The organism is Brevundimonas sp., from assembly GCF_030704825.1.
Taxonomy (GTDB): Bacteria; Pseudomonadota; Alphaproteobacteria; order Caulobacterales; family Caulobacteraceae; genus Brevundimonas.
This window is the reverse complement of the sequence record NZ_JAUYNX010000008.1, coordinates 1-18,448: the sequence shown is the minus strand read 5'-3', so window position 1 is coordinate 18,448 and position 18,448 is coordinate 1. Positions and strand designations below refer to the sequence as shown.

General features: G+C 69.2%; 17 protein-coding genes and 1 pseudogene. 12 read left to right on the top strand and 6 right to left on the bottom strand.

All coding sequences use genetic code 11. From position 1 onward, the window contains the following. Positions 1-49: 49 nt before the first annotated feature. The 3 genes from Q8Q71_RS03045 to Q8Q71_RS03035 are packed head-to-tail and all read right to left on the bottom strand — an operon-like array spanning position 50 to position 1,622. Positions 50-703, bottom strand: coding sequence for a 3-oxoacid CoA-transferase subunit B (locus Q8Q71_RS03045; RefSeq protein ID WP_305758166.1), 654 nt, complete (start codon positions 701-703; stop codon positions 50-52). 2 nt (positions 704-705) lie between these two features. Next, positions 706-918, bottom strand: coding sequence for a hypothetical protein (locus Q8Q71_RS03040; protein WP_305758165.1), 213 nt, complete (start codon positions 916-918; stop codon positions 706-708). Further along, complete coding sequence (locus Q8Q71_RS03035) at positions 918-1,622, bottom strand: CoA transferase subunit A (RefSeq protein ID WP_305758164.1); 705 nt, start codon at positions 1,620-1,622, stop codon at positions 918-920. Before Q8Q71_RS03035 ends, Q8Q71_RS03040 begins: the two co-directional genes overlap by 1 nt. Before the next feature lie 744 nt (positions 1,623-2,366). Here Q8Q71_RS03035 and Q8Q71_RS03030 point away from each other — a divergent pair. The 12 genes from Q8Q71_RS03030 (at position 2,367) to Q8Q71_RS02975 (ending at position 14,909) form a co-directional block, all read left to right on the top strand. Next, entirely contained in the window at positions 2,367-3,263 is an 897-nt protein-coding gene (locus tag Q8Q71_RS03030; RefSeq protein ID WP_305758163.1) for a DUF459 domain-containing protein, read from the top strand. A 2-nt stretch (positions 3,264-3,265) separates the two neighbouring features. Continuing rightward, positions 3,266-4,552: a hypothetical protein gene (locus Q8Q71_RS03025; RefSeq protein WP_305758162.1), complete on the top strand. Its 1,287-nt coding sequence runs from the start codon at positions 3,266-3,268 to the stop codon at positions 4,550-4,552. Beyond that, on the top strand, positions 4,553-5,968 hold the full coding sequence (locus Q8Q71_RS03020) for an MBOAT family protein (RefSeq protein ID WP_305758161.1): 1,416 nt from the start codon (positions 4,553-4,555) through the stop codon (positions 5,966-5,968). A 15-nt stretch (positions 5,969-5,983) separates the two neighbouring features. Further along, positions 5,984-6,502 (top strand): hypothetical protein, encoded by a 519-nt coding sequence (locus tag Q8Q71_RS03015; protein WP_305758160.1) that lies wholly within the window; start codon positions 5,984-5,986, stop codon positions 6,500-6,502. 55 nt (positions 6,503-6,557) lie between these two features. Beyond that, positions 6,558-7,874: a tyrosinase family protein gene (locus Q8Q71_RS03010; RefSeq protein ID WP_305758159.1), complete on the top strand. Its 1,317-nt coding sequence runs from the start codon at positions 6,558-6,560 to the stop codon at positions 7,872-7,874. Next, on the top strand, positions 7,871-8,701 hold the full coding sequence (locus Q8Q71_RS03005) for a hypothetical protein (protein WP_305758158.1): 831 nt from the start codon (positions 7,871-7,873) through the stop codon (positions 8,699-8,701). Before Q8Q71_RS03010 ends, Q8Q71_RS03005 begins: the two co-directional genes overlap by 4 nt. 87 nt (positions 8,702-8,788) lie before the next feature. Further along, complete coding sequence (locus tag Q8Q71_RS03000; RefSeq protein ID WP_305758157.1) at positions 8,789-9,154, top strand: hypothetical protein; 366 nt, start codon at positions 8,789-8,791, stop codon at positions 9,152-9,154. A 95-nt stretch (positions 9,155-9,249) separates the two neighbouring features. Next, positions 9,250-10,662: a circularly permuted type 2 ATP-grasp protein gene (locus Q8Q71_RS02995; protein WP_305758156.1), complete on the top strand. Its 1,413-nt coding sequence runs from the start codon at positions 9,250-9,252 to the stop codon at positions 10,660-10,662. Positions 10,663-10,845: 183 nt separating this feature from the next. Beyond that, positions 10,846-11,778, top strand: a complete 933-nt coding sequence (locus Q8Q71_RS02990; protein ID WP_305758155.1) for an alpha-E domain-containing protein — start codon at positions 10,846-10,848, stop codon at positions 11,776-11,778. Between the two features lie 3 nt (positions 11,779-11,781). Further along, positions 11,782-12,609: a transglutaminase family protein gene (locus Q8Q71_RS02985; protein ID WP_305758154.1), complete on the top strand. Its 828-nt coding sequence runs from the start codon at positions 11,782-11,784 to the stop codon at positions 12,607-12,609. A 69-nt stretch (positions 12,610-12,678) separates the two neighbouring features. Beyond that, positions 12,679-13,458, top strand: a complete 780-nt coding sequence (locus tag Q8Q71_RS02980; RefSeq protein ID WP_305758153.1) for a peptidase — start codon at positions 12,679-12,681, stop codon at positions 13,456-13,458. A 59-nt stretch (positions 13,459-13,517) separates the two neighbouring features. Continuing rightward, positions 13,518-14,909 carry a glycoside hydrolase family 47 protein gene (locus tag Q8Q71_RS02975; protein ID WP_305758152.1) on the top strand — a complete coding sequence of 464 codons (1,392 nt, stop codon included), beginning with the start codon at positions 13,518-13,520 and terminating at the stop codon, positions 14,907-14,909. A gap of 3 nt (positions 14,910-14,912) precedes the next feature. On the opposite strand, the gene Q8Q71_RS02970 is transcribed toward Q8Q71_RS02975, so the two are convergent. The 3 genes and pseudogenes from Q8Q71_RS02970 to Q8Q71_RS02960 all read right to left on the bottom strand — a co-directional run. Further along, complete coding sequence (locus Q8Q71_RS02970; protein ID WP_305758151.1) at positions 14,913-17,261, bottom strand: GH92 family glycosyl hydrolase; 2,349 nt, start codon at positions 17,259-17,261, stop codon at positions 14,913-14,915. Positions 17,262-17,426: 165 nt separating this feature from the next. Next, on the bottom strand, positions 17,427-18,080 hold the full coding sequence (locus Q8Q71_RS02965) for an OmpW family protein (protein WP_305758150.1): 654 nt from the start codon (positions 18,078-18,080) through the stop codon (positions 17,427-17,429). Positions 18,081-18,295: 215 nt separating this feature from the next. After that, positions 18,296-18,448 (bottom strand): annotated as a pseudogene (locus Q8Q71_RS02960) (5-aminolevulinate synthase); the annotation flags it as partial.

Here is an 18,448-nt window from a genome sequence, read left to right as displayed (position 1 = left end):
GCGCGGCAGACCTGAGCGCGGGTCTGCGCCCGCTGCGGGTCAACTATGCCTACGAGTTCAGGTCGGGGGCAACGGTGTAGGTCGCCTCGGTCTTGCTCGCGACCTCGTCGAGGGTCACGCCGTCGGCCAGTTCGATCAGCTCCAGGCCCGAGCCGTCCGGCTTGACGTCGAAGACGCACAGGTCGGTGATGATGCGGCTGACCACGCCCGTGCCGGTCAGGGGAAGGGTGCAGGATTTCAGCACTTTGGACTGACCGTGCTTGTTGGCGTGGTCCATGACCACGACCACGCGCTTGACGCCGGCGACGAGGTCCATGGCGCCGCCCATGCCCTTCACCAGCTTGCCCGGGATCATCCAGTTGGCGATGTCGCCGTTCTGAGCCACTTCCATGGCGCCGAGGATGGACAGGTTGATGTGGCCGCCGCGGATCATGGCGAAGCTGTCAGCCGAGCTGAAATAGCTGCTCTCGGGGATTTCCGTGATCGTCTGTTTGCCGGCGTTGATCAGGTCGGCGTCGACCTCGTCCTCATAGGGGAAGGGGCCCATGCCGAGCATGCCGTTCTCGGACTGGAGGGTGACCTCCATGCCGTGCGGAATGTAGTTGGCGACCAGGGTCGGGATGCCGATGCCCAGGTTGACGTAGAAGCCGTCCTGAAGCTCGCGGGCGGCGCGGGCGGCGAGCTGTTCGCGGGTGCGGGGCATGGTCAGCCTTCCTGTGCGGCCGGAGCCGGTTGGGCCGGCGCGGCGGCGGGCGTCTGCGAGGGGCCGCGATCACGGATCGCATCCTCGATGTCGTCGTTGAGCGAGCAGGTGTTGAGCATGATGATGAACAGGAAGATCACGATCCACGTGAGCTTGCTTTCGATCTTCTTCAGCAGATCATGACGATCCGTCGGGGGGGCAGGGGTGTCTGACATCAGGCCGTCTCCCTCTGGCGGACGGTCCGCTGTTCGATGCGCTTTTCGGACCGGGTCAGGACGATGCGGTCGACGTAGACGCCGGGGGTGTGGATGCAATCGGGGTCGAGCGAGCCGGTCGGGACGATGTGTTCGACCTCGACGACGGTGACCTTCCCGGCCGTGGCCATCATCGGGTTGAAGTTGCGGGCGGTCTTGCGGAACTGGAGATTGCCGCGGCCGTCGGCCTTCCACGCCTTGACGATCGACAGGTCGGCGACGAGGCCGGTCTCCATGATGTAGCGCTCGCCGTCGAAGGTGCGCTCCTCCTTGCCCTCGGCGACGAGGGTGCCGACGCCGGTCTTGACGAAGAAGGCCGGGATGCCCGCGCCCCCGGCGCGGATGCGCTCGGCCAGGGTGCCCTGGGGGTTGAACTCCAGCTGGAGCTCGCCGGCCAGATACTGGCGCTCGAACTCCTTGTTCTCGCCGACGTAGGACGAGATCATCTTTGCGATCTGGCGGGTCTCCAGCAGCTGGCCGAGGCCGAAGCCGTCGACGCCGGCGTTGTTGGAGATGACCGTCAGCCCCTTCGTCCCGCTGTCGCGCAGGGCGGCGATCAGGTGCTCGGGAATGCCGCACAGGCCGAAGCCGCCGGACATGACGGTCATGCCGTCGAAAGTCAGGCCCTCAAGCGCGGATTTCGCGTCGGGGAAGATCTTCCGCATCGCTTCCTCATATTTTCACCGCCTGATGAATATCGGCGGCCTTGTTCGGTCTCTACGGCGACGGGGCGGGCGGGGCAAGTCCGGCAAGACAAGCGTCGGCGCCGCCCGCGTTGACGGTCGGTGATGGGAGGCGTGGGCGGAGCGTCCGGGCTTCCGCCCGGAGACCGTGGGGTAGAGATGCGTTTCGGCAGAAGACAGACGCTCCGCGTGGACGGTTTTCGACTGCGCACGGGCCGTGGGACTCGCTCTTATCGAGCGGCCCTTCTGCGCGCCGCGGGCGGGGATGGCGACGACCATCTCCCGGACCGGACGGGTACTCCTCCCCGCCCCTGAGTCGTCCGGCCTTGCATCCGGCTCGACTTCCGCTCCCGATCCGAAGACCGGTGCGGCCCGCTCCATCCACTCCCGCCGCCGCTTCGGTTCGCCGGCCGAGCGAGCCTCCCTTGCGACGGGACGGGCACAGTCTCGCACGGACCCCACATGCGGCGCGCAAATGACGCTGCATTTCCGGAAAGGCATGGAAAAACAATGGGAGGATCGCGAAAATTGCTATGTCTGGAGATTTTTACCCAGCATTCCAAACCGTGTGGGAAGGGCGGGCTGGCGTCGACCCTTCCTCGCTCAGGGCCCGGACAGCCGACTGCTCCCCGTTAACCTTTTTCTTCCCGTGACGCGGGCGCGAGGTGGCCAGTGGCCGGCGATAGGGTAAAAGGCTGACCGAGTGGAGTTCAGTCGGGGGACGAGTTGCGCGCTGGCATCAACGCTTTGACGGCGATCTTCGTGGTCGGCGTGCTGGCCGGGCTGGCGCTGACGCCGGACGGCCGGGCGTGGCTGCGCAATCCGACCGTCATGCTGGGCGACCGGGCCGCGGCCTCCGCCCCGCCCGCGCCGACGTCCGCACCTGCCGTCGCCGCGCCCCCCGCCGTTCCGGCCGTCGCGCCGACGACGCCGCTGTCCGCGCGGCTGGTGCAGGGGCCGCTGCGGATCGGGGTGTTCGGAGACTCGATGGCCGACGGCCTGTACGCGGGCCTGTACCGCGACCTGCAGGATCAGCCGAACGTCACGGTGAGCAAATTCTCGCAGGTTTCGACCGGGCTGAGCCGCTACGACTATGTGAACATCCAGGCCAAGACCAGGGCCCAGCTGGACGAACGGCCGGTGGACGTCGCGGTCATGCTGTTCGGCACCAACGACGCCCAGGGCATCGACACCGGCGGCGTCGTGCACATGTTCGGGACGGACGGCTGGAAGGCCGCCTATGGCCAGCGGATCGACGATCTGGTCGCCCTGTTGCGCAGCCGCGACGTGGCAGTCTACTGGGTCGGCCTTCCACGCATGAAGCGGGACAGTTTCGACGGCCGGATGATGCTGATCAACGGGGTGGTCGAGGCGCGGATGCGGGCTCTCGGGGTGCCCTATATCGAGACCGTCGGCCTGACTTCGAACGCCGAGGGCGGCTACGAGGCCTATCTGCCGAACGGGGCGGGACGCCGCGTGCTGATGCGGGCCAACGACGGCATCCACATGTCGATGGCGGGCTATCTGCGCATGAGCGCCCCGGTCGCGGCGCGGCTGAAACGCGACGCGGGACTGGATCGGCCGGCGGCGGCCGCGGCCCCGACCGCTACGTCCGCCCCCTGAGAATGCGCCGGTTCGGGGCGGTCCTGCTGGGGGGACTGTGGGGGCTGGCCGCGTCCGCGACAGCCCAGGAGATCGCCTACGCGCCCACGCCGCCGCCTCCGCCCGGTTCGTCGACATGTCCCGGCGGCATCTGCCAGCCCGAGGCGCTGTCGGGCCTGTTCGAGGCGCTGGCCGCGGCCGGGGCGGGCGGGCGTGAACACCCCGTGCATGTCCTCCAGATCGGCGACAGCCACACGGCGGGAGACGGCCTGACCGGCAAGCTCAGGGCCGACCTGCAGGCGCGGTTCGGATCGGGGGGACGCGGCGCGCTGCCGGCCGGCCCGCCCTATCCGGGCTATGCGCCGTTCCATGTCGAACTGGCGGCGGAAGGCTGGTCGACGGAGGTGGCGCCGCTTCACGCGTTGCGGCGACGGAACGCCGGATTCGGGCTGGCGTCCGTTCGTGGGCGCGCCGGCCCGGGCCAATTGGAGTTCCGCCTCGAGCCAGGCTCGGAGGTGCGGCAGGTCGGGGTGTGCGGCTGGCCCCGGGGCGGCGGAGACGGCGTGATCATCGATCCCGGCAACGACGAGCCGTGGCCGATCAACCTGAACCCGACCTCGGACGACGGCTCGGCCTGCATCACCTTTCCGCTGGCCCGGCCGGCCTCGAGCATTCGCATCAGCGGGGTCGGGAGCGGCGCGACGATCGCGTCGGTCTGGCTGGAGGGCGACCCTTCCGGCGTGGTCGTGTCGGGTCTGGGCCTCACCGGCGCGACCCTCCGGGACCTGGCGAGCCGCTCGGACGATCTGGTCAGCGGCGAACTGGCCATCTGGAAGACAACGCTGCTGGTGCTGGCGTTCGGCACCAATGAAGGGTTCGACCCGGACCTGGACCCGGTCGCCTACGAACGGCTGTTGCGGGACCAGATCGAACGGATGCGCCGGCTGGGCCCGTTCGACATGTCGCTGATGATCCTCGGCGCGCCGGACGCCTTGCGAAACGGCGCCGTCGACGGGTGCAGCGTCGACGGGCAGCGGGCGCCGCCGCCGTCCCTGGCCCTGGTCCGCGACGTGCAACGAAGGGTCGCCGCCGACATGGGTGTGGCGTTCTGGGACTGGCATGGGCGGATGGGGGGCGACTGTTCCGCGGACCGGCTGGCGTCGATGGCCGATCCCCTGATGCGTCCGGACCGGGTGCATTTCACCGGCGCCGGGGCCGGCTGGATCGGCGGCGTGCTGAGCGCCGACCTGCTGGCCGCCTACGATGCGTGGAAGGCGGACGCCGGTCCCGCGACGGGAGGCGTCGACTAGATGCTGTTCCCCACGCTGGCGTTCGGGATCTTCTTTCTGATCGTCTATTTCACCGCCTGGTCGCTGGATCGTGAGAACGGACGGCGCAAGCTGTTCCTGCTGCTGGCCAGCTGGTTCTTCTACGCCCAGTGGGACTGGCGGTTCGTCGGTCTGCTGATCGGCTCGGCGATCCTGAACTGGGGCGTGGCGGCGCTGATCGCGCGGGATCGCGAGCGCCGGGGCGAGGCCAAGGGCGGCGGCTGGCTGGTCGGACTGGGCGTCGCGGCCAATCTGCTGATCCTCGGCTTCTTCAAATACTACGGCTTCTTCGTCGAGGAGGCGGGCGAGCTGCTGGCGCGGTTCGGCTGGGAGCGGGACCTGCCGCTGCTGCAGATCGTGCTGCCAGTGGGGATTTCCTTCTTCACCTTCCAGGGCATCAGCTACGTCGTCGACGTGCAGCGCGGGAAGACGCCGCCGGCGAAGTCGCTACTGGACGTCATGCTGCTGATGAGCTTCTTCCCGCATCTGGTGGCGGGGCCGATCGTGCGGGCCTCGGACCTGTTGCCGCAGTTCGACCGGACGCCGCGGCTGACGCGGGAGATGGCGACCCACGGCCTGCTGCTGATCGTCTGGGGCCTGTTCAAGAAGACGGTGATCGCCTCGGAGCTGTCGGCCAATCTGGTCGACCCGGTGTTCTTCGATCCGACGGCGTTCGGGGCGGTCGACATCGCGGCGGCGGTCTATGGCTATGCGGTCCAGATCTACTGCGACTTCTCGGCCTATTCGGACATGGCGATCGGGATCGCGGCCCTGCTGGGCTATTCCTTCCCGCGCAATTTCGACCAGCCGTACCGGGCCGCGTCGATGCAGAGCTTCTGGCGGCGCTGGCACATCAGCCTGTCGAGCTGGTTGAGGGACTATCTGTATGTGCCGCTGGGCGGGGGGCGGAAGGGGCTGTTCGCCAGCTGCATCAACGTCTTCATCACCATGGTGCTGGGCGGGCTGTGGCACGGGGCGGCGCTGACCTTCCTGGCGTGGGGCGCGCTGCATGGCGGGGTGCAGGTGATCGAACGATTGTTCCGGGCGGGGTTCGGGGACCGAAAGGTCATTCCGACGGTGGTCGGGGTGCTGGTGACCTTCCACATCGTCTGCCTGGGCTGGATCCTGTTCCGGGCCGAGAATTTCGACCTGGCGATGCAGATGCTGCAGGGGCTGGGGCGGATGGGACGGGCGGTCATGCTGACGCCGCTGCTGCTGACCCTGATCGTCGGCGGCCTGGCCATGCACTGGCTGCCGCCGCGCGCCATAGAGGGCGTGGCCGAGCGGCTGAAGGCGGCGCCGTCGATCACCCTTGGCCTGCTGATCGGGGCGGCCTTCCTGCTGATCGAGGCGGTCCGCCCCGAGGGCGTGGCCCCCTTCATCTATTTCCAGTTCTGAGGCGTTGGACCCGCGATGACCGACGAGCGCGATCCTCCCGACATTCCGCTGGAGCCGTTTCCGGTTCACCGGCCGGAGTCGCCGTTTCCGCCGCTGTACGAGAGCCTGCCGCCGCCGCCGGCCGATCCGCCCAGCGACTGGATCCGGAACGCCGACGCCCACGACCTGCCGACGCGCGAGAACCGGCTGGCGGCGCTGGGGCGGTTCGCCTTTCCGCCGGCGCCGCCGCTCGACGACGAGGGGGTGGCGGCGCGGGACCGGCGCTGGAGCAGCCGGGCGATCCTGGTGATCGCCGCCTTCCTGCTGGTGTTCAACGCCGTCTCGCCTCTGAACTGGTCGCGGCAGCAGGCGCCGGGCTGGGTGCAGGGCACCGTGCAACAGCTGTCCGAGGTGTGGGTCGCGCAGCTGGCGGTGTTCGGCGTGGACATGCCGCGCCAGGGCGTCCGCGAGGCCTGGACGGCGGCGCGCGACGCGCGATTCATCGGGCAGGAGCCTGTGACGGGAGCGGGCTCGACAGCGACCGGGGTTTCGTGAAACGTGCGCCGGCGCCGGAGGCAGTGACGACGGCGGGTTGAGAAGCGGGGGCTTCGTGAGAATCGACAGACGCAGGGCGCTGGCCGGCGCCGCCATGCTGGGCCTGTGGGCCGGCCCGGCCCTCGGCCAGACGTCGCGGCGGGTGCGGCGCGGGGCGTCCAGCCTGTCGGCGACCAGCGACGACGTCGTCGCCTTCGGCGAGGGGATGGCGCTGATGAAGCGACGCCGCGACGCCCGCTCGTGGTCGCGCCAGAACACGATCCACGCCCGCAACGGCCAGCACAACAACGGACTGTTTCTGCCCTGGCACCGGCTGCAGCTGGCCCATCTGGAGCGGATCATCTCCGGGCTGACCGGACACCAGACCTTCGCCATGCCCTACTGGGACGCGCAGGAGCACCAGATCCTGCCCGACTGGGTGACGGACCCGCGCGCGCGTCTGTACGAGCGCCAGCGGGCGCGGGGGGTCGACACCCTGGACTTCAACGCCGCCCGCTGGGCCCGGTCGCCCTATATGGCGCGGCTGACCTCGGACGGGTTCGAGACCTTCGCCGGCCGGCTGCCGACGGGGGCGGGCATGGTCGAGGGCTACGGCCACAACTACATCCACGAGCTGGTCGGCGGGCTGATGAAGCGGCTGTCGACGGCGGCGACCGATCCGATCTTCTGGATGCACCACGCCAATGTGGACCGTGTCTGGGCGACCTGGCACGCGACGCAGGCGCGCGGCGTCTATCCGGCGGACTGGACGGGGCGGACCCTGAACGGCTTCGTTGGGGCGCAGGGCGAGGACACCGGCGACTGGAGGGTCGGCGACATCCTCGAGACCCGGTCGCTGGGCTATGGCTACGACCGCCTGTATCCCTTCCCGGTGTTCAGCGTTCCCGAGGCCGGACCGCCCGGAGCCACCCGCCGCGAGCCCCTGGGCGGGGTCGTCTACAAGGTGCAGGGCGAGTGCGCGCCCGGGCGGGACCGCATGACCCTGATCCTGCCGGCCGAGGCGGTGGCGCGGATGCGGGCGGCGGATGACACGCTGATGATCGCCGGGGCGGGATCGGCCTCCTATGGCGCGAGCGAGGCGCTGCTGGACCGGTCGATCGAGATTCGCATGGCCTGCGCCGGGCGGACGATCTCGCTGGGGTCGTCGCCGACCTTCCTGCATCTCAGGGAAGGGGAACATGACGGTCACGCCGGCGACTATGTGCTGCCGTTCCGGTTCGGCGAGGAGGTGCTCAACCTGCTGGGCGACGGCGACGAGGCCGTCACCATCACCGCGGAGGCCGAGGATCTGGTCCCGGAACTGAACCGCCCGCCGGCGCAGGGCGTGGCGCTGGACCTGTCGCTGACCCTGACCGAAAGCCGCTGGGCATGAGACTTTTCAGGATCGCTCTGGCGGCCCTGCTGCTGGGAACGGCCGTCCTGCCCATGGCCGGCTGCGAGACGGTGCAGGACCCGGAGCCGGCGTACGTTCCGCCCCCACCGCCGCCACCGCCGCCCCCGCCGCCCCCGCCACCGCCGCCGCCGCCGGTCATGGCGCCGCCGCCGGCCGAGGCCGACGTCTGGCCGGACGGGCGCGTGCCGATGTGCTTCCAGGCGCCCGCCGGGGCCGACGCCTGGGCGCGAGAGAAGGTCATGGACGCCGCCGCGGCCTGGGAGGCCGTGGCGCGGGTGGAGTTCGACATCGTCGCCGACTGCGCCGGGTCGCCGGCGACCGGGCCGGACCGACGGATTCCGATCCGCGTCGACCACGATCCGGACCTGTTCGCCTCGGCCAGCCATCTGGGCGTCAACCTGGTGCGTGGCGGGACGATTTCGCTGAACGCCGACTATCTGAGGACCAACCGCATCTGCGGCCGCAACGGAACGGTCGGTCGCGAGGGCTGCTTCTACGCTGACGCCCTGCACGAGCTGGGTCACGCCCTGGGCTTTTCCCATGACCACGTCAGCCCCCGCGCGCCGGATTGCGTGGCGCGGATGCGCACCCCCGAGGCCGAGGTCGCCGACGAGACCTATTACGACCCCGCCTCGATCATGAACTACTGCAACGCCGACCGATGGCTGGGGCGACTGAGCCCGGCTGATCTCTGCTCGATCCGCGCCGCCTACGGCGCCCCCGACGGCACGCGGCCCACGCGAGCCGCCTGTTATGCGATGACGGGCGCACCCGTCGCCCGGCGCGGCGGCGCGGGACGGCCCTGAACCGCGTTTCCCCGCGAAGTCAGGAATCGAAAGGGGTGGCCGGACGGGCCCCATGATCCTCTTCGCGCGGAACCGGAGGGGACATCCATGAAAGCGATATTTCGCGCCGCCGCGGCGGCGACCATCATCGGCCTGGGCGCGAGCCTCGGCGGCTGCGCCTCGCTGATCACCGGCGGCGAACTGATCCGGCCGGGCGAGCCGACGGGGACGATCCGCGTCAGCAACCAGAGCTCCGGCGCGGTCAATGTCGTGCTGATTTCCGACTGCAACGCCTCGACCTACGGCCTGAACCGGCTGCCGTCGGGGTATGCGATCCCGCGCGGCGGCAGCTATGATTTCACCGTCTCGGCCGGCTGCTGGGACGTGGCGGCGGGCATCGTCGGCTATGGCGACACGCGCCGGCGGATGCAGATCGCGCCCGGCGGCGGGGTCGACTGGACCGTCACGGGCTGATCGAGGCCCGTTGAACCTTTGCCGCAGCGCAACATTCCAGTTGCGCAAGCGGCGCCTGTCGGGCCACGCTGCGATCAGTTTGCAGCGGGAGCGGCATGGCCTTCGACGAAATGTCAGGTGACGGCGGCGGAGTCCGCGACAGCTATCGCGGCCTCGCCCGGTGGCTGGCGGACGCCCCCGAGGGTCTGCTGCAGGCGCGTTCGCGTCAGGCGGAGCTGTTCTTCCGCCGCATGGGCATCACCTTCGCCGTGTATGGGGACGCGGAATCCAGCGAGCGGCTGATCCCGTTCGACGTGGTGCCGCGCATCATCGGGGCGGCCGAATGGTCGGGCCTCGAGGCCGGCCTGGTGCAGCGGGTCAAGGCGATCAACCTGTTCCTCGCCGACGTCTACGGACCGCAGGAGTGCCTGAAGGCGGGGGTGATCCCGGCCGAGCTGGTGCTGACCAATCCCCACTATGTGCCCGAGATGCAGGGCCGCCGGCCGCCGCGCGGGGTGTGGGTGCAGATCGCCGGCGTCGATCTGGTGCGAACGGGCGAGGACGGCTTCTACGTGCTGGAGGACAATTGCCGCACGCCCAGCGGGGTCTCCTACATGCTGGAGAACCGCGAGATGATGATGCGGTTGTTCCCCGACCTGTTCGCCGACTATCCGGTGCGGCCGGTCGAGACCTATACGGACATGCTGCTGGCGTCGCTCAGGGCCTGCGCACCCGAGGCGGCGGGGGCCGATCCGACCATCGTGGTGCTGACGCCGGGGCCGTTCAACTCGGCCTATTACGAACACTCCTTCCTGGCGGACAAGCTGGGTGTTGAGCTGGTCGAGGGGCGGGATCTGTTCGTCGACGATGGCAAGGTCTTCATGCGCACGACCCAGGGCCGCCAGCAGGTCGACGTCGTCTATCGCCGCATCGACGACGACTTCCTGGATCCCCTGACCTTCCGGCCGGACTCCACCCTCGGCGTGCCCGGGCTGATGACGGCCTACCAGGAGGGGACGGTGACCCTGGCCAACGCCGTCGGCACCGGCGTGGCCGACGACAAGGCGGTCTATACCTACATGCCGGAGATCATCCGCTTCTTCACCGGCGAAGAGGCGATCCTGAAGAACGTCCCGACCTGGCGCTGCCGCGAGCCGGAGGCGCTGAAGGAGGTGCTTTCGAAACTGGACCAGCTGGTGGTCAAGGAGGTCGGGGGCTCGGGCGGCTACGGCATGCTGGTCGGCCCGGCGGCGACCAAGGCCGAACTCGAGGCGTTCCGGAAGAAGCTGATCAACGATCCCGACGACTTCATCGCCCAGCCGACCCTGGCGCTGTCGACCGCGCCGACGCTGGACAAGGGAGAGCTGTGCGGCCGCCACGTCGACCTGCGGCCGTTCGTGCTGTCGAGCCCCGACGGGATCAGGGTCGCACCGGGCGGGCTGACCCGGGTGGCGCTGAAGCCCGGCTCGCTGGTGGTCAACTCCAGCCAGGGCGGCGGGACCAAGGACACCTGGGTGCTGGATGTTTGAGGCTGTGCGCAGATATGTCCTTCTCCTCTCGGGGGAGAAGGTGGGCGGCGGAGCCGTCCGGATGAGGGGGCTGTGCCGGTTTGCACACTCTCCCAAAATCCAGATCGAAGCGGGCGGCCCCCTCATCCGTCTCGCTGCGCGAGCCACCTTCTCCCCCGAGGGGAGAAGGGAGTGGGTGCTTTCATGCTGAGCCGCACCGCAGACAGTCTGTACTGGACCGGCCGCTATATCGAGCGGGCGGACTTTCTCGCGCGCATCCTCGAGGCGACGCTGCGGCTGGCGGCCATTCCGACGCGAGGCGACGGCGACGCCGAGACGGTCTGGGCCAGCGCCCTGGCTTCGGCCGGAGCGCCCAGGGCGCTGGGACGGTCGCCGACCGAGAAGTCGGTGCGCGAATTCCTGGCCTTCGCCCCGAACAACGCCTCGTCGATCACGGCCTGCATCACCCGCGCCCGGACGAATGCGCGCTCAGTCCGGACGGCCCTGACGGTCGAGCTGTGGGAGGCGATCAACGGCGCCTGGAACGGGCTGGAGGAACAGGGCCAGCCGACCCGGCGCGACGAGTTCGCCCGCTTCCTGGAATGGGTGAAGACCGTCACCCTGTCGGTGGAGGGCGCGACCAGCCGGACCATGCTGCGCAACGACGGCTACTATTTCCTGAGGCTGGGCGCGGCCATCGAGCGGGCCGACAACACCGCCCGGCTGCTGGACGTGAAATATCATCTGCTGCTGCCCGAGGGGGAGCGGGTCGGGGGCCAGCTGGACTATTTCCAGTGGACCACACTGTTGCGCGAGGTCTCGGCCCTGACGGCCTATCGCTGGGTCTATCGCGACTCGGTCAAACCATGGCTGGTGGCCGATCTGCTGGTGCTGAACCGCCAGATGCCACGCTCGCTGGCCAGCTGCCAGGCGTCGATCGTGCGCTATCTGGAGCGGCTGGCCAACGACTACGGCCGACGCGGCCCGGCCCAGAGGCTGGCGGCGGACCGGATGCGGGCGTTCGACAATTCGCGCATGGACGACATCTTCCAGTCGGGTCTGCATGAGTACATCCAGGCCTTCCTCGGCGAGAACGGCCGGCTGGGACAGGCCATTCATGACCAGTATCTGAGCTGACGCGTGCGCATCCGTATCGATCACGCGACCACCTACGCCTACGACCGGGCGGCGCGATTCATCATCCAGACCCTGCGTCTGACGCCGCGCTCCAGCGAGGCGCAGCAGGTGCGCAACTGGCGGGTCGAAACCGACGTCGACGCCCGGCTGCGGCGAACCGAGGACGCCTTCGGCAACATCGTCCACACCCTCTATACCGAACAGCCGACGCAGAGCCTGACCGTTCGGGTGTCGGGCGAGGTGGTCACCGCCGAGACCGCCGGCGTCGTGCCGGCCGGACAGGAGACGCTGTCGCCGCTGGTGTTTTTGCGGGATACGGCGCTGACCCGGCGGGACAAGCTGATCGCGGTGTTCGCCTCGGAATTTTCGGCCCATCCGCCGCTGGAGGCCCTGCACCGGCTGATGGCCGCGATCCACGGGTCGGTGGCCTTCGAGGTCGGGGTGACCACGCCGACCCATACGGCGGCCGAGATCCTGGCGCTCGGGCGGGGGGTCTGTCAGGACCATGCCCACGTCTTCATCGCCTGCGCCCGCCACATGGGCATGCCCGCGCGCTACGTGTCGGGTCACCTGCTGCGCCGCGACGGCCTTGACGACCAGGAGGCGGCCCACGCCTGGGCCGAGGCCTGGATCGAGGGTCTGGGCTGGGTCGGGTTCGACGCCGCCAACGGCATCTGCGCCACCGACCGCTATGTGCGGGTGGCCACGGGTCTGGACTATCTGGGCGCGGCGCCGGTGCGCGGGGCCAGCTATGGCGGCGGCGGCGAACGGCTGGCGGTGCGGCTGAGCGTGCGTGATGCGGACATGCAACAGGGCCAGCAACAGGCGTGACATTCGCCGCGTTGCGGGCGCCGCCGCGCGGAGAATCTGTTACCGTTCGCGGATGACTGCCGTTCGGGGATGGCGCACCGCATGACCTATTGCGTGGGCATGCTGGTCGAGGAAGGGTTGGCGATGATCGCCGACACCCGCACGAATGCGGGCGTCGACAGCATTTCGACCTATCGCAAGCTGCACGTCGTCGACCGTCCGGGCGAGCGGGTGCTGGGCGTCTGCACCGCCGGCAATCTGTCGGTGACCCAGACCGCCCTGGCCATGGCCCGCGAGGGCGTCCATCTGCACGTCGGCGAGGAGCCCGAGACGCTGGAAACGGCGCCGACCCTGTTCCGCTGCGCCCAGTTGCTGGGCCACGCCCTGAGGGAGACGCGGCTGTCGATCGCCCCGGCCATGGAGGCCGACAGCCTCAGTACGTCGGCGTCGATGTTGCTGGGCGGCCAGATCGCCGGCGGCCAGATGGGACTGTACCTGATCTACAGCCAGGGCAATTTCATCGAATGCGGGCGCGACACCCCCTATCTGCAGATCGGCGAGCTGAAATACGGCAAGCCGATCCTCGAGAGCGGCCTGGCGTATGACACGCCGCTGGCCGAGGCCGTGAAGCTGGGGCTGATCTCCTTCTCGACGACCATGCGCAGCAATGTGGGGGTGGGGGCGCCGTTCGACCTTTTGACCCTGCGGCGGGACTTCCTCAGCGGAGACCAGCGGCGGATCGAGCAGGACGATCCCTATTTCACCGATCTTCACGACCAGTGGACGCGGGCCCAGGCCACCGCCCGGCGCTCGATGCCCGCCCCCCCCTGGATGATGGGCGGACCGAGACTGGCGGCCAGCCGCAGCTGATCCCGGCTTTCGCCGGGACGCGCGAGTTGTGTGATGGAGCGCGCGCGATAGGGTGGGGCATGATCCGGTCGAACCTGCACCGCCGCTCCGCCCTCGCCCTGATCGGCGGCTCCGCTCTCGCCGGGATGACCGGCCTGCCCGCATGGGCGCGGTCCGAAGACTGGGCCGCGCTCGGCGCGGATGTGAAGGCCGAATTCAAATGGGCCTGGGACCACTATGTCGCCCGGGCCTGGGGCAGGGACGAGATCAATCCGGTTTCTGGGACCTCGCAGTCCTTCTTCATCGACGGCCATGATCTCGGCCTGTCGCTGGTCGAGGCGCTCGACACCCTGTGGATCATGGAGCTGGACGACGAGTTCCAGGCCGGGGTCGACTGGGTGAAGGCCAGTCTGGATTTCGACATCGACGGCTTCGCCCAGGTGTTCGAGACCAATATCCGGCTGGTCGGCGGTCTGCTGTCGGCGCATCTGGCCAGCGGCGACGCGACGCTGCTGACGAAGGCCGACGACCTGGGCAACCGGCTGCTCAAGGCGTTCGAGGCCTCGCCGCACGGCCTGCCGTACCGCTATGTGAACCTGAAGACCGGGGCGGTGCGCGACCCCGAAACCAATCTGGCGGAGATCGGCACCTATGCCGCCGAGTTCGGCGTGCTGGGCGAACTGACCGGCGACGAGCGCTACTATGCGGCGGCCAAGCGGGCGATGAAGCACGCGCTCGACATACGGTCGGACAAGGGGCTGATGGCGGCCAACATCCATGCGGAGACCGGGCGGTTCACCAGCCGAAACGCCTCGATCGACGTCTATGCCGACAGCTTTTACGAATACCTCTGGGATGCCTGGGAGCTGTTCGGCGACGCCGAGATGAAGCTCTGGGCCGAGGAATGCATCGGCGCGATGATCGCCCATCAGGGCCGGCGCTACGACGGGCGGCTGTGGTTCCCGATGGTGGACTATGAGACCGCCGAGGTGACGGGCACGTCGCAGACGGTGCTGGGCGGCTATCTGGCCGGGCTGCTGGGGCAGGTGGGACGCAAGGCCGAGGGCGACGACTTCCTGGCCAGCTATACGGAGATGCAGGCGACGTTCGGGATCATTCCGGAGTCGATCGATGTGACGACGCGCCAGCCGCGGACGAAGCGCACCGGCCTGCGGCCGGAGTTCGCCGACGCCTGCCTGAACCTGTGGCTGGGCGACCGGGATGAGCGCTACCGCGCGCTGACGGCGGCGCACTACCGGGCGATGAAGGAGAGCTCGAAGGCGGCGTACGGCTATACGTCGCTGGCCGACATCACGACCCGGCCGATGACCCGGGGCGACAACTGTCCGGGCTACTGGTGGTCCGAGCAGATGAAATACTACTACCTGATGTTCGCCGAGCCGAAGCGGGTGGACCTGGGCCGGCTGGTGCTGAGCACGGAGGCGAACGTGCTGCAGGGGTTTGTGCGGTGAACCTCAGTTGGCGGGATAGGCCGTCATCGAATACGGCCGCGCCTCCGCGCTGACCCCCCAGGTCAGGTTCGGCTCCGCGCCCATGACGAAGCGCAGTTCGCCGCCGGCCGTGATCTCCTCATGCCCGATCCAGGTCCGCGCCAGCGGCTGGCCGTTCAGGGTGACCGACTGGATCCAGGGGTGGTCGTCGGCGAGCCCCTCGGCAGCGATGACGAAGCGCTTGCCGCCCGGCAGGTTCAGGACCGTGCGGTCGGTGAACGGGCGGCCGATGACGTACTGGTTCGAGCCGGGGGTGACCGGATAGAAGCCCATGGCCGTGAACACCAGCCAGGCCGACATCTGGCCGACGTCGTCGTTGCCGGCGAGGCCGTCGGGGCGGGCGTGGTACTGGCTGGTCACGATCTGCGTCAGCCGCGCCTGGGTGCGCCACGGGGCGCCGGCGTGGACATAGGCGTAAGCCGAGTGGTGGCTGGGCTCGTTGCCGTGGATGTACTGGCCGATCAGGCCGGCGATGTCCTCAGCGTGGGAATAGTCCAGGCCCGTGTTGTCGTAGTCGAACATGGCGTCGAGTTTGGCCACCGCCGCCGCGTCGCCGCCCATGGCCGCGATCAGGCCCGCCATGTCCTGCGGGACGAACCACGAATACTGCCAGGCGTTGCCCTCGGTGTAGTCGCTTCCGTAGTTGATGGCGGTGGGATCGAAGGGGGTGCGGTAGCTACCGTCGGCCAGACGGGCGCGGACGAAGCCGGTCTGGACGTCGAAGGTGTTGCGCCAATTGCCGGCGCGGTGGTCGAACCGGGCGGCGACGTCGGCCCGGCCCAGTCGCTCGGCCATGCGGGCGATGGTCCAGTCGTCATAGGCGTATTCGACGGTCTTGGACGCCGCCTCGGGCTCGCGGTCGATGGGGACGTAGCCGAGGTCCATATAGTCGCCGAGGCCGCCCCAGGGCCGGTAGGTCGCGCTGGCGGTCATGGCGTTCAGGGCCGCCGCGCCGTCGATGCCGGGGACGCCCTTGAGGTAGGCGTCGGCGATGACCGGGACGGCGTGATAGCCGATCATGGTCCAGGTCTCCTGACCCTGGAACGACCAGACCGGCAGGATGCCGTAGGGGCTGACCTGCTGCGCGGCGATCAGCGAGTTGACGATGTCGGTGTTGCGTTCGGCCGGGGCGACCAGGGTCAGCAGCGGATGCTCGGCGCGGAAGGTGTCCCACAGCGAGAACGTCGAGTGGACCGTGAAGTCCGACTGGTGCACGGCATTGTCCGGCCCCCGCCAGCGGCCGTCGGCGTCGCCGTGAACGGAGGGCGCGATCAGGGCGTGATAGAGGGCGGTGTAGAGGGTGGTGCGCATCTCGGGCGCGGCCTCGATCTGGACCACGTCGAGCGCCTCTTCCCATGCGCGGCGGGTGGCGGCGCGGGTTCCGTCGAAGTCGAAATCGCCGCCCTCTGAGTCCAGATTGCGGATGGCCCCGGCCTCGTCGACCGACGAAACGGCGACCTTGACCAGCAGCGGCCCGGCGATCTCGCCGAAGTCGAAGGCGGCCTGGAGCGCCCGCCCCTGGACCTGGTCGCGGTCGGCCGGCGCGCGGCCGGGCTGGCGGAAGCCGTTGTAGGGGATGGCCTCGTCCCGGTCCTGCAACTGATGGCCGACCATGGGGCGCGAGAAGCGCATGGCGAAATAGAGCTGGCGGCCGGGAGCCCAGCCGCGCGTCTCGCGGAAACCGGTGACCGTGCCGTCGGGGTGCAGGCGGATGCGCGACCACAGCACCTTGCCGGGGTAGTCGTAGATGGAGTTGCGGAAGTCGAGCAGGACGCGGGCCGGGGCGCCGCGCGGGAAGCTGTAGCGGTGCAGGCCGACGCGGACGCCGGCGGTCAGTTCGGCGCGCACGGCCGAGTCGGTCAGGCTAACCGCGTAATAGCCGGGCTCGGCGGTCTCGGAGGCCTTGTTGTAGCGCGAGCGGTAGCCCGATCCGGGCTGGTCGGCCGCGCCCGGATCCCATTTCAGCTCGCCCGAGATCGGGGTAATGAGCACGTCGCCCAGGTCGGAATGGCCGGTGCCCGAGAAATGGGTGTGCGAGAACCCGAGGATGGTCGGGTCGTCGTAGCGGTAGCCCGAGGCCCAGTCGTAGGACTGGCGGAAGGGCCGGTAGTCGGTGTCGGGGCTGAGCTGCACCATGCCGAAGGGTGCGACGGCGCCGGGGAAGGTGTGGCCCTTGCCCGCCGTGCCGATGAAGGGATCGACGGCCTCGAAGGGGGTCGGGGGAGGGGGCGGCGCCTCCTGGGCGGTGGCGCAGCCCGCCAGCGCCATGGCCAGAACTGCCGCCACCATCGTCCCCTGGCCGATCCGCCGCATGAAAAAGCCCCTCCGCGAAGAAGCGGGGAGCCTATTCAGGATGGGAGAGGGAGGGAAGCGAAGACAGCGGGGTTCGACGGTTCTTCCGACAGGGCTGTTCCGCTGTCGCCGATGGTGGTCCGCACGCCGCGCGGCCGACCACCACCCGCGAACTCGGGATGTTCGTCAGAACGTCCGGCCGATGCCGATCGACACGACCCACGGATCAAGGTCGACGTCGCTCTTGAGCGTGCCGCCGTTGATCTGCGCGTCGGTGTTGAACCACACCTTCTTGACGTCGACGTTCAGGCTCCACGGTCCGTGCAGGCCGATGTCCGCGCCGACCTGGGCGGCGTAGCCGAGGCCGTCGTCGAGATCGACGGTGAAGCCGTTCTTGTCGTCCCCGCCGTAGAACAGCATGGCGTTGACGCCGGCGCCGACATAGGGGCTGAACGAGCCGCCGGTCAGCGGGCGGTACTGGACCGTGACCACGGGCGGCAGGACCCAGGTCTCGTGCACCGCAACGTCGGTTGCGCCGCCCTGGGCGCGGATCTCGTGCCGGGTCGTGCCCAGGATGGCCTCGACCGCCCAGTGGTCGGTGAGGAAGTAGGTGAAGCCCAGCGTCGGCATGATGTCGTCGTCGACGTCGACGGCGAGGCCGGTCGCCGCGCCCGCGGCGGTGACGATGGCGTCGTCGGTGGTCGGCGCGACGTCGGTGACGCGGCCGGTGACCAGCCAGTCGCCGGCGCGCGGCGCTTGCCAGGCCTGCTCCTGGGCCTGGGCCGTTCCCGCCAGCGCGAGGACGCCCAGGGCGGCGAGGGAGGCGATCTTGAGAGTCATGGTTCTTTCCCCGACGCTCCCCGACCGCGAATTCGGCGCTGAAGCGTCGGACGTCGTTTGTGGCTTCGCCGGTTCGCCGGCTTTGATCCGAAGCAAAACCGGCGACGCTGCGACATCATGTCAGTGTCGGTGTCAGTGGGGGCGGCGGTCGAGACGGCGCCCACGGCCATTCCGCTCAGCCGTGCAAGTCCGCGATCCTGACCTGAAGGAACGGCTCACGCCGCCAGGGGCATGCGCGCCACGTTGCAGCGGGTCCACAGCTTGTCCATGGCGGCGACGAGGTCGTCCATCATGGCGTCGTCGTGGTTGGGCGACGGGGTGAAGCGCAGCCGCTCGGTGCCCTTGGGCACGGTGGGATAGTTGATCGG